This is a genomic window from Streptomyces sp. NPDC047453 (genome assembly GCF_040643155.1).
Classification (GTDB): domain Bacteria; phylum Actinomycetota; class Actinomycetes; order Streptomycetales; family Streptomycetaceae; genus Streptomyces.
Genome location: NZ_JBEYTS010000126.1, coordinates 1 through 11,604, shown reverse-complemented (window position 1 = coordinate 11,604; position 11,604 = coordinate 1). Strand labels below are relative to the sequence as shown.

The following is an 11,604-nucleotide window of genomic DNA, read 5'->3' as shown; positions in this document are numbered from 1 at the left end:
CGCCAACTTCGCCCGAGCACGGTTCACTTCATGTAAGTCCACAACGTCCAACATGCCCCAAACAGGGCCGAGAAGACCTAACGGAGCCCTACTAGACGACTTCGAAGTTGGCCATCATCGCCATGTCCTCGTGCTCCAGGTTGTGGCAGTGGAAGACGAAACGCCCCCGGTAGCCGGTGAATCTGGTGATGATCGAGACCCCTTCGCCCGGGCTCAGGTCGATGGTGTCCTTCCAGCCCGCGTCGTAGGGGCCGGGAGCCTCGCCGTTGCGGGAGAGCACCTGAAAGTGCACCAGGTGCAGGTGGACCGGGTGGTGGAAGTCGCTGGTGAACCGCCAGACCTCCAGCGCTCCCAGCCGGGGGGTGGCGTCGGCCCGCATCGGGTCGAAGGGCCGGCCGTTGATCGTCCAGCCCTCGTCGCCCTGGTCACGGAAGGCGAAGGTACGGGTCGCCGTCGCGCGCGCCGGGTCCAGGCGCTCGATGCCCGACAGCCGCGCGGGCACGGTGCTGTCGTCGGTGGCGCGCCGGGCGATCCGGAAGCGCATGACCGCGGCGGTGGTGCCGCTGCCGAGCCGGTTGACCAGGGTGACCTCCTCGCCGACCCGGTAGCGGGAGAAGTCAACGACGACGTCGAAGCGTTGCGCGGGCGCCAGTACGATCGCGTCGTGCGCTCTCGGGGCCGCCAGCAGGCCGCCGTCGGAGCCGATCTGCACCAGGGCGCCGCCGCCCGCGGGCTGGGGGTCCAGCTCCAGCCGGTAGCGGCGTGCGTTGGAGGCGTTGAGGATGCGCAGCCGGTAGCGGGCGGCGTCGACTTCCAGGACGGGCCACGGCGCGCCGTTGACCAGGATCACGTCGCCCAGGACCCCTTCGACGTAGTCCGGCTGCACGCCCGGGGTGTGCAGCAGGGTCGGGTCGGTCGCGGGGTAGCGGAAGGAGCCGTCGGCGTCGAAGGCCCGGTCGGTGATCATGAGGGGGATGTCTCGGTCCCCGCGCGGCAGGGGCAGGGCCTCCTCCTCGTCGTCGTGTACGAGATGAAACCCGGCCAGTCCGCGCCAGACGGCGGCGCCGGTGAAGTCCATGCGGTGGTCGTGATACCAGAGCGTGGCGGCCCGCTGCTGGAGCGGGTACTCGTAGACACGTGAGCCGTGGGCCAGGCTGGCCCGGTGGTCGTGGTGCGGGAGCGGGCCGGTGAACCCGTCCGGCACGATCAGGTCGGTGGGGTAGCCGTCGCTGGCCGACGGGGTGCGGCCGCCGTGCAGATGCACGACGGCGGGCACAGGAAGCGCGTTGTGGTGGCGGACGACGGTCCGCCGACCGCTGCGGGAGACGAGGGTGGGCCCGGGGAAGATCCCCTCGTACCCCCAGATCGCGGTGGTGTGGCCGGGCAGTATCTCCTGGGTGGCGGCCTTCTGCGTCACCTCGTAGTAGTCGGTGGTGGCGTCCTGGCGCGGGGTCAGCACCGGCGGGACCGGCAGCGGCGCCTGGTACGGGGCGGGCAGCGGCAGCAGGCTGCGGAGCAGTTCCCCGGTCTGGGCGCCGGCGGCCAGCCGAGGGATCTGTGTGCCCACCGCCGCCAGGGCGGCCGCGCCGCCAAGGACGCCGAGGAGACGGCGGCGCGGTATCGCCGGCCTCACGAGACCTCCCGCACGGACCGTGACGCCTCCGGGGACGATCCGGGCGGCGGCACCCTCCCGGACGCTGACCCGGCGTCACCGGGCGCGGCCGTGACATGGCCCGGGGGCAGGGGACGCCACACCTGGACCAGGAGCAGCAGCCCGGCGGCGATGAGCGTCACGCCCAGCGGGACGTGCACCCCCAGGGTCCGCTGGTAGCCGAGGACCGCCTGCCCGGCCTCGGCCACGAGCAGCACGGCGCTGACCGCGGCCGGCCAGCCCGGACCGCGGCCCGGCCGCCAGTACAGCACCGCCACCACGACCTGCACGAGGCCGACGGCGACGATGACATTGGCGTTGACCGCGTGCGCGGTGAGCATGTCGTAGTCGCCGGACAAGAACCGCCCGGCGAGTACGGCCTGGGTGAACAGGGTCGCCACGTGCACCGTCGTCACCGCGCGCAGTGCCCCGCGGGCCCACGCGGGGTGCCGTCGCGGGTCTGGCGACTCATGTGTGCCGGAGCCGCCCGGCTCGTCGGCGGCCAACGACGGCTGCATGGACGTCCCCCCTCGCCAGTGGATGATCAGCACGCAACCGTAATCCGCCCCCTCATGCGCGTCTACACCTGGACACAAAGGACCGAGCCGCCCGCTCCCCGGACCGGCGCCTACGGGGCATACGGCTGGCACGAGCGGTGACTGCGTGACCGCCGAGTCGTCCATCGGTAAGGCCGCGACTTGTGGAGATGAAGGAGCGTGGCCGGAAGCCGGTCAATGAACACCAACCTCAGCGGCAAAGGAGCGCCCCTCGCCTGCGAGGCTCTTTCACCCCATCGCGGCTTGCGTTGAATCGTAGATCGGGAAAACCTGGTCCAAGCTCGTAACGGTGAAGATCTGCCGGATGTTCGGGTTCACGATGACCGGCCTCAGGGCGCCGGCGCGTGTACGGATCCGCTTGTGGATGCCGACAAGGAGCCCAAGACCGGTCGAGTCCATGAATGTCGTCCCTGTCAGGTCGACGATGAGGCGGTGCCGGCCCGCCTGAATCCTTTTGCCCAAGTGTTCGCGGATGCGGGGCACGGTGTACACGTCGACCTCTCCGCGGATCTCGACGACGGTCCAGTCGTTCTCGTCATGGTGACAGATGTGGAGTTCGGGATGCATGCCTCACCTAACGGCGCAACCTTGGGGAGAGGTTGCGGGTAGTGCCGGACGCACGCCCGTTCTGCATATGCAGCCCCGGCGAGAGGCGGATGCCCTTGAGGCCAGGCCAGGGGAAGGCGGACGACATCCGTCGCCGTATGACCCTTCGAATACGGGTTCGGGTGACCATCCCGAAAGGCGCCCACGCGGGCCAGTTAAGCCTGTGAAGAGACCTGGTGATGAGATCAGAACCGAAGGGCAGGTTGGGCGCAGGCGCCCTCCGCAAGAACTTCACCCCGAGCATGTGAAGTCGCGATGACACGAGGTCCCTCACAGCCTGCACGCCATCGCCGTCGGCCCCGTTCCTCCTGTGCTCCCGGCGCACAGTTCCCCCTTCGCGCAAGAATCCGGGCTCCGAAGCCACGCGATGCTAGAAAGGAAGGATGGTGGGACTTTCGAGGCGATTGCCGGTCTCATGGTCACTGCGCCGGCGGCACGCTTGTGCCTCAGCCCCCGACCCCGAGCTCGCCCATCACGAGTGCCCCCAGGAGTCTTCCCACCGCGCCCCGTCCCGGTGGTCGCGTCTTTGGGGGCTTGGGCGCAGCGTCGCCGGGCAGGTGTTCGTGCTGCAGGCGGCGGTCGTGGTCGCCCTGGTCATTGCCGCCGTCGTAGCGTTGGTGCTCCAGGCCCGGCGCGACAGCCTGCAGGACGCCCGTGCTCGCACCTTGGCGGTGGCCCACACATTCGCGAGCGCACCGGGGACGGCACAGGCGCTGACCAGCCGCAATCCCACCGCGATCCTGCAGCCGCGTGCCGAGCAGGTCCGAAAGCAGACCGGCGTCGCCTTCGTCGTCGTCTTCGACCGCGACGGGATCCGTCTCACTCACCCCGATCCCTCCCTGATCGGGAAACGCGTCATCGGCCCGTATCAGCAGCAAACGGTCCAGGGCCTCACCGTCACGAGAACCTTCGCCACGTCCCGCGGCCCAGCCGTGGACTCGGGCGTGCCCGTCATCCGGGCAGACGGGGAGATCGTCGGTGCGGTGTCCGTCGCGATCACCGTCCAGCACGTGAACGCGGTGGTGAACCGGCAGGTGCCGGTGGTACTGGGGGCGGCCGCCATCGCGCTCGCCCTGGGCACGGGCGGATCGGCGCTGGTGAGCCGACGACTGCGTCGGCAGACTCACGGCCTCGGCCCGACGGAGGTGACTCGCATGTACGAGCACCACGACGCCGTGCTGCACGCCGTCCGGGAAGGCGTGCTGATCACCGCCGGAGACGGACGGCTGATGCTGGCCAACGACGAGGCCCGACGGCTGCTGGATCTGCCCCCGGACGTGGAGCGGCGCCCCATCGCCGCCCTGGGCCTGGATCCGGGGATGGTCGACCTGCTGACGGCGGACCGTCCGGTCACCGACCAGATGCACTTCGCGGGGGAACGGCTGCTGGCCGTCAACGTAAGGCCCACCGCTCCCTACGGCGGACAGCCGGGCTGTGCGGTGACGCTGCGGGACGCCACCGAGTTGCGGACGCTCGCGGGCAGGGCCGAGCGGGCCCAGCAGCGGTTGCGGCTGCTGTACGAAGCGGGCATGCGGATAGGCACCACCCTGGATGTGACGCGCACCGCGGAGGAGGTCGCCGAGGTCGCGACGTCCCGCTTCGCCGACTACGCCACCGTCGAGTTGCTGGAACCCGTGTTGCACGGCGCCGAGCCCGAGGACACGGCGGGTCTGCTCCGCATCGCCTGCCGCGGCGTGAGGCAGGGTCCTCCGTTGCCCGCAGCCGGCGAGCGCGTCGTCCGGGACGCGGCCACCCCGATGACGATGGCCCTGGCGGGCGGGCACGCGGTGCTGGAGCGGGATCTGGCCGTCTCCCCCAGTTGGCTTGCGCGGGTACCGGAGCTTGCCCGCCTGGTGCCCGACCTGGGGCTCCGTTCGCTGATCAGCGTGCCGCTCAAGGCTCGCGGCGTGGTGCTGGGCCTGGTCACCTTCTGGCGCTCGGAGCACAGCGGCCCGTTCGAGGAAGAGGATCTCCCGGTCACCGAGGAGCTGGCCGCCCGCGCCGCGGTGTGCATCGACAACGCCCGCCGCTACACCCAAGAGCACACGGTGGCCGTCGCCTTGCAGCGCAGCCTGCTCCCCCGCGTTCTGCCCCAGCAGAACGCGCTGGAGGTCGCCCACCGCTACCTGCCCGCCCAGGCCGGGGTGGGCGGCGACTGGTTCGACGTCATCCCCCTGTCCGGAGCCCGCGTAGCCCTGGTGGTCGGTGACGTCGTCGGCCACGGCCTGCACGCCGCCGCCACCATGGGGCGCCTGCGCACCGCGGTGCACAACTTCTCGGCCCTCGACCTGCCCCCCGACGAACTGCTCGGCCGTCTCGACGAGCTGGTCACCCGGATCGACCAGGACGGACCAGAGGGTGAGCAGGACGTCACCGGGGCTACGTGTCTCTACGCCATCTACGACCCGGTGGCCGAACAGGTCACCCTGGCCAGGGCCGGCCATCTGGGACCCGCCCTGGTCCATCCGGACGGCACGGTCGTCCTCCCCGACATACCCGGCTCCCCACCCCTGGGCCTGGGCGGCGGCCTGCCCATCGAAACCGTCGACCTGCGGCTGCCGGAAGGGTCCAGTCTGGTGCTGTTCACCGACGGCCTGATCGAGACACGTGACCGAGACATCGACACCGGCCTCGCCCTGCTACGGCAGGCACTCACCGAACCCCCGCACACCCCGGCCCGCGATCCGGAGCAGACCTGCCAGGCAGTCTTCGACACCCTGCAACCGGACCACCCCCGCGACGACGTCGCCCTGCTGGTAGCCCGCACCCGCCTGCTCGACCCCACCCAGGTCGCGGCCTGGGACGTACCACGGGACCCCGCGGCCGTCCGCCGAATCCGCGACGGTGCCAGCCGCCAGCTTGAGGTGTGGGGCCTGGAGGAGATGGCCTTCACCACCGAGCTGATCATCAGCGAACTGATCACCAACGCGATCCGCTACGGAACCGAGCCCATCCGCCTGCGCCTGCTGCGCGACCGCACCCTGATCTGCGAGGTTGCCGACGGCAGCAGTACCTCCCCCCGCCTGTGCAGGGCCACCACCACCGACGAGGGCGGACGCGGCCTGTTCCTTGTGGCCCAACTCGCCCAGCGCTGGGGAACCCGCTACACCCACCGCGGCAAGATCATCTGGACCGAACAGGCCCTCTCCGGCGCACCGGACGGCGCCGGCCCCCTCCTGGCCGAAGCAGCACCCGTGCCGTGAGACGGGCACGATGCCCGTCCCAGCCACCATGAGGACTACGAGTAGCTGAGCGAGTCAACGCCTGGGCGTCATTGGCGACGCCGCCGATCGCATCCATGACGGCGGCGGTCAGCAGGGTCGTGACGACGTGGTCGACAGGGGCGTTGCAGAAGGCGATGGCGTCGACGGCGCAGGTCGGGCTGAAGCCGATAAGAGGCGCGCGCCACACACATCTGGACCGTCAGCGTGCACAAGCGAACCGGACCCGTCCGACCTCCACAACGGCTGACACTCGGCGGTGAACCTTCGAGTACGCGCGACCTGCTCGCCGGAATCGCCAGGGCATGGCCTGGCCATGCCGTCACACTTCCGAGTGGTAGGCCTCGTGCACCCGAAATAACGTGGAAAGTCATTGTTCGACTGATGGAGAACGTCATGACCGGCAAGGCGTATCCGGACGAAGAATGGAGCGGGGCAGGCTGTCCGATGGGTGCGTTCACGCGGCGGACGCTCCTGCAAGGCACCGCTGCCGGCCTCGCTGCCGGAGCGGCGGGCGGGACTGCCCTCAGAGACGGTGCAACAGTCGCAGGAACGCCGTCCGGGGCCACGACGGAAGCCAAGTCTCGGACGATTCCCTTCCATGGCTACTACCAGGCGGGCATCGCCACTCCTCCCCCAACAGGACGCTGTTTTCGTTTCGCTGGACGTCACCTCGGCCAACCGCCGGGAACTCACCGAGTTGTTCCGCGCGCTGACCGCACGAGCCCGCTTCCTCACCGCGGGGGGTAGGCCGCCGAAGACGCCTTCGACCGCAGCACCGTCCAGCACCGGCATCCTGGGACCCACGGTCGTCGCGGACGGCCTCACGCTGACCATCGGGGTGGGCGCCTCACTCTTCGACGACCGCTACGGTCTGCGTGCCCGGAAGCCGGTCCAACTCGTCACGATGACACCGTTCCGGCATGACGACCTGGATCCCGCGCTCAGCCAAGGGGACCTGCTGGTCCAGATATGCGCCGATCACCGGGACACAACGGTGAACGCACTGCTCGACGTCCTGACTCGCACCGAGTCGGCGGCAAAGCTGCGCTGGCGCATCGACGGCCAGCGCAATCCGGAACGCCCCGTCGGTGTCCGGCGCGACTGGTTCGGTTTCAAGGACGGCCGTACGGGTCCTGCTGGGGAGGGGCTGGTGGTAGCGGGGCTGGGGCCGGCAGCCGACGGGGCCGTTGCGGTTTGGGGCCACAGACATCGCGTCGAACGGGTGGGCGGGGACGGCCGACACGTAGTCTCTTCCTCAGTCTTCCAGGCCGGCCCGTAGGCGGCGTCGGCCACGGCAACCGGCGGCGTCATGCCCCCAGCCGGCCAGCGTGTCGACTATGTCCAATGCCGCCACTTCTCGCGGTGGGTGACCGCGGGCGGACGCGAGTGAGGGTCCTGCGTTCGGTATCCGCAGCCACGCCATGGCAGGAACAACTGCCACTGCGGGTGGGCAGGAGGCAGTGTCGCTCACGGCGTGGACGCTGACCGCGACCTGGCAGTTGGCGCGTTGGGTCCTGCTGGGGAGGGGCTGGTGGTAGCAGGGCTGGGGCCGGCAGCCGACGGGGCCGTTGCGGTTTGGGGCCACAGACATCGCGTCGAACGGGTGGGCGGGGACGGCCGACACGTAGTCTCTTCCCCAGTCTTCCAGGCCGGCCCGTAGGCGGCGTCGGCCACGGCAACCGGCGGCGTCATGCCCCCAGCCGGCCAGCGTGTCGACTATGTCCAATGCCGCCACTTCTCGCGGTGGGTGACCGCGGGCGGACGCGAGTGAGGGTCCTGCGTTCGGTATCCGCAGCCACGCCATGGCAGGAACAACTGCCACTGCGGGTGGGCAGGAGGCAGTGTCGCTCACGGCGTGGACGCTGACCGCGACCTGGCAGTTGGCGCGTTGATCCAAGGCCCCGCAGTACTGCAGGGCCACCGCGACCGACATCCGGCCTTCCTTTGGAAGAACCACAGAATGCCTGGAATCCTTAACTCCGGCCCCGGAACACTGCGTTGGCGGCACGTGCCGCGCCCTGCCGGGGTGAGCGGACCGGTCGGAACCGCTCACCCGGAGGCCACGATCAGCTCACCATGGCTGGTCCCCCAGATGGAGACCTTGCCGTCGTGGTGGGCCCAGACACGGCCCAACAGGATGCGGTCCTCGTCAAGGGCCCACTCGAGGTAGGCCTCCTCCACGCGCGAACCCGCGGGGATCTCGACGCCGAATTTGTCGGCGAGCGGGAGCACTCCGTCCATGAGCTGGACCATGTCCCAGTGGATCGACCTGCCCCGCCGCTGGAGAGCCAGGCTGACGAACTCCCCGTCCGACTGAGGGTCGACCTTGACCCAGTCGGAGGCTGGACGGCGACGTGTGCACTTTGCGCAGCGAGTCCCGTTGGTCCGGGGTAACAAGCCGCACGCGGGTAAGGGGACTTGAGTTGAGGCGCTGACGTGGGCGGCGAACCCTGCCGGGGCTGTCGGTGTGTCACCGCCCGACTGTGCGCGAGCTCCTCAGCTTGGGTGCGGGTGAGACCTGCGTCGGCGCCGCGTGTGCTGGGCCGTTTCTCGCACGCATGGGGGAATTCGGCGTGAGCGCGTCGGCAGGGTGAGGGGGCGTCATGGGGCCTGGCCTCAAGCCCTCATCCGCGTGGCTACGAGACGGTGGCGTGGTCCACGCCGGGTGGCGGTCGACTTGGGCACAGGGCCCGGGCGGGGCGGGGTTGCCGTGGTCCGGTCTGTGGCCCTCCCTCCCCCGTATCTCTGAGCCCTTCGCTGAGGCTTTTCCAGGCGACCCGCTGCCGCATGGGTGATCAGGCGTCAGAGATCACCTTGAAGGCCTAATGCCCCATCAATCTGACGGTCATTTGAAGATGATTGACGTTCCGTCAGCAGTCGGAGGGCCGGGCCTGTGGGCGCTCTGGGTACCCCGTTCGGCTCCCCCGCACCAGCACTTCCGATATGCCCGAAATGACAGCTCTGGGGGTGGTCATTACGTTCAATCACACGTCGGCTGTCACAGTCGGCCCCTCAGAGAGAGGAGCAAGGCATCATGATCATGACCCGTTCCACCGCCGTCACTGCGGCCGTCGCCGCCGCTTCCGCACTCGCCGCGACCGGCATCACCTACGCCGCCGCCACTCCCGCATCGATGCCCGAGACGGTCCCGGCCGTCGCCCAGCAGGCGCCCGCTCCGGCCTACGCCCCGATGGGCGGCGAGGGCGGACAGGGCAAGGGCAACGAGGGCGGCGGCGAAGGCGGCGAGCGTGGTGAGCGCGGCGAGCGTGGTGAACACGGCAAGCGCCGCCACCACGAGATCGGCAGAATCCACATCAACGAGCGGACGTACTCCGCCGTCCCGGACGGCTGCATCACGATCGTGAGCGGCCTCGGCTCCAAGAGCCTCAACATCCGCAACGACAGCCGCAGGGGCGTCGAGGTCTTCCGCGGCGCGACCTGCGACAACGGCGCCCCCATCGCCACGGTCGGCCCCCGCAGCGAAGCCAACGGCATCAAGCCCGGCCACGCCAGGGGCGTGTTCGTCAAGGACGGAGTAGTGGCCAGCTTCCGGGTGGTCGGTCACCACAAGGGCGACTTCGACTTCGACTTCGACGACTTCGGTTTCGACGGCTTCTAAGCTCAGACGCAGCATTCGAACCATCTAGAACCCCGGCCCGCCGCAATCGGGCCGGGGTTCTGGTCTCAGCCCCCGAGCGCCGGCACGTGGCGCCCACACCTGACCAGCGCTTCACGGTCCACGCGCCTCGCACGCCACACTAAACCCGGCCACCAGGCGCCGCCCGGCTGCCCGCGCCGACGTCCTCCTGCTCCACCGGTACAACACCAAGCACATTCCCGCTGAAACACCCCCAGTTGGCGGTGTTCCCCGGTAACGGCCGCTGATCTCCCCCGCGGCAGCCGGGTGAGCCCGAACGGGTGACGAAAGCAAAAAGCCGCACACCAGGTGCCCCTCCCCCGGCCCGGCCGTGCGGGCGACGCTTTTGCATGCCGCCGCCGACGGGGAGCCGGCCCGGGACGGTCGTGATCCAGCGGACCACATGGCGAGGCCGCAGCGGCGCCGGGGCGGCGCGGCTGCGGCCCTGCCGCTCGAGGAACTCGATCCGCGTGACATGCCCCCGGCCCGTCCCGAACCACAGGGGCCGGACGCCCTCATGCCAGCCCCCGGACGAAGACGACCCCGAAGCATGACAGGCCACCAACTTTCCTATGTAGCAACGCTGTTTGCGCTAGCCGGGCGGGACGCGATCTGTAGGTTCAGGCCTGGAAGACGCAGGATGCGGCGCGGGCGATCAGCGAGTTCAGTGACCACCTCGGCCTGGCCGACCTGGAGGTCCACCAGGCCCTCGATACCCGTGGCGCCCGCCGTCGGCCCTGGCCGACGGCTCCTCCATCGACAAGACCCACGCCCTCGCGGGAGGCGGTAAGCAAACTTGTGGCCTTCTGGCGGCCGTGGCATCCCATCAGCCCCAGCCGCTCCGACGCGGCCCTGGCCGACATGACGACCCCCGGCCCCGCACACCGTGCCCTCACTACCCCGGCCCGGACCCGCTCCGGGGAAGGAGTTTGCAGCAGGTCCGCGCAGCCGCCCCACCAACCGGGAGCCGCTGCTGATGCCGGCCCACCCTGCGGCCCGAGCGCTGGCAGACCCCGACGACCCTCGCCCCGGCCGTTGGACGCCGCCGACCCCAGAGTGCCCGCGAGGTGCGGTCCGGCCCAAGGGCTCGCACCCCTTGGGCTGCGGCCATGACGGAATGCCGGACCCCCACCGGCGGACCTGCCGAACGCCGACGCCCTCCGGGTGAGGGGTCGTCACAGACCTGGCCTCGCGCCCTCACCCCCTTGACCACAGCACGGCGGCCCGGTCCACACCGGACGGCGGACGGCACGAGCACAAGACCCCGGCGGGCGGGGTCTACGTGATCCGACCTGAGACCCGCCCGTCCCGGAATCTGGTGAGCCTTTCGCGTCGGCATTGCCAGGCGACTCGCTGCCGCACGGGTGATCAGGCATCAGAGATCACCTTGAAGGCGTAATCGCTCATCAATCTGCCCAGGAATTGCGACAGATTGACGTGCCGTCAAGCGTTGGAGAGACGGGCCTGCGGGACCTCTGGGTACCCCGTTCGGCCCCCCACACCAGCCATTCCGATACGCCCGAAATGACAGCTTTGTGGGCGATCAGTACCTTCAATCACACGCCGGCCGCAAAAGCCGGCCTCTCTGAGACAGGAGCAAGGCATCATGATCATGACCCGTTCCAAGGTCGTCACGGCGGGCGTCTCCGCCGCTGCCGTACTCGCCGTGACCGGCATCACCTACGCCACGGCCGCCCCCGCACCCGAGGCGGCCCCGGCCGTCGTCCAGCAGGCGCCCGCCCCGGCCCAGGCGCCGATGGGCGGCGAAGGCGGACAGGGCAAGGGCAACGAGGGCGGCGGCCGCGGTGGCGAAGGCGGCGAAGGCGGCGAGGGTGGCGAGCGCGGCGAGGGCTTCAAGGGCAAGCGCCACCACGAGATCGGCCGGATCTTCATCAACGAGCGGTCGTTCTCCGCCCACCCCGACGGCTG

The 11,604-nt window shown here is 70.0% G+C and carries 7 protein-coding genes and 4 pseudogenes; 4 read left to right on the top strand and 7 right to left on the bottom strand.

The window, feature by feature from the left end:
• Positions 1 to 91 precede the first annotated feature (91 nt).
• The 3 genes from ABZ818_RS41090 to ABZ818_RS41080 form a co-directional block, all read right to left on the bottom strand.
• Positions 92 to 1,633, bottom strand: a complete 1,542-nt coding sequence (locus ABZ818_RS41090) for a multicopper oxidase family protein (RefSeq protein WP_361426969.1) — start codon at positions 1,631 to 1,633, stop codon at positions 92 to 94.
• A complete protein-coding gene (locus tag ABZ818_RS41085) occupies positions 1,630 to 2,169 on the bottom strand; it encodes a hypothetical protein (protein WP_361426966.1) in 540 nt (179 codons plus the stop codon). Before ABZ818_RS41085 ends, ABZ818_RS41090 begins: the two co-directional genes overlap by 4 nt.
• A 267-nt stretch (positions 2,170 to 2,436) precedes the next feature.
• Positions 2,437 to 2,775 (bottom strand): STAS domain-containing protein, encoded by a 339-nt coding sequence (locus tag ABZ818_RS41080; RefSeq protein WP_361426963.1) that lies wholly within the window; start codon positions 2,773 to 2,775, stop codon positions 2,437 to 2,439.
• 596 nt (positions 2,776 to 3,371) lie between these two features.
• On the opposite strand from ABZ818_RS41080, the gene ABZ818_RS41075 reads away from it, so the two are divergent.
• The gene (locus ABZ818_RS41075; protein ID WP_361426960.1) at positions 3,372 to 6,017 is read left to right on the top strand and encodes a SpoIIE family protein phosphatase; all 2,646 of its coding nucleotides are present in this window, start codon (positions 3,372 to 3,374) and stop codon (positions 6,015 to 6,017) included.
• On the opposite strand, the gene ABZ818_RS41070 is transcribed toward ABZ818_RS41075, so the two are convergent.
• Positions 5,938 to 6,225 (bottom strand): DUF6368 family protein, encoded by a 288-nt coding sequence (locus ABZ818_RS41070; RefSeq protein ID WP_361426957.1) that lies wholly within the window; start codon positions 6,223 to 6,225, stop codon positions 5,938 to 5,940. The two genes, ABZ818_RS41075 and ABZ818_RS41070, sit on opposite strands and share 80 nt — an antisense overlap.
• A gap of 411 nt (positions 6,226 to 6,636) precedes the next feature.
• Here ABZ818_RS41070 and ABZ818_RS41065 point away from each other — a divergent pair.
• A pseudogene (locus ABZ818_RS41065) lies at positions 6,637 to 7,089 on the top strand (Dyp-type peroxidase domain-containing protein); the annotation flags it as partial.
• 102 nt (positions 7,090 to 7,191) lie between these two features.
• On the opposite strand, the pseudogene ABZ818_RS41060 reads toward ABZ818_RS41065, so the two are convergent.
• From ABZ818_RS41060 to ABZ818_RS41050, 3 genes and pseudogenes are all read right to left on the bottom strand, one after another.
• A pseudogene (locus tag ABZ818_RS41060) lies at positions 7,192 to 7,548 on the bottom strand (transposase); the annotation flags it as partial.
• Positions 7,549 to 7,659: 111 nt separating this feature from the next.
• Positions 7,660 to 7,986, bottom strand: a pseudogene (locus tag ABZ818_RS41055) (transposase); the annotation flags it as partial.
• Positions 7,987 to 8,087: 101 nt separating this feature from the next.
• Complete coding sequence (locus ABZ818_RS41050; RefSeq protein WP_361426954.1) at positions 8,088 to 8,279, bottom strand: hypothetical protein; 192 nt, start codon at positions 8,277 to 8,279, stop codon at positions 8,088 to 8,090.
• Positions 8,280 to 9,072: 793 nt separating this feature from the next.
• Between ABZ818_RS41050 and ABZ818_RS41045 the strand changes: the two genes are divergently transcribed.
• Entirely contained in the window at positions 9,073 to 9,657 is a 585-nt protein-coding gene (locus ABZ818_RS41045) for a hypothetical protein (protein WP_361426951.1), read from the top strand.
• A 1,624-nt stretch (positions 9,658 to 11,281) separates the two neighbouring features.
• Positions 11,282 to 11,604: pseudogene (locus tag ABZ818_RS41040) on the top strand (hypothetical protein); the annotation flags it as partial.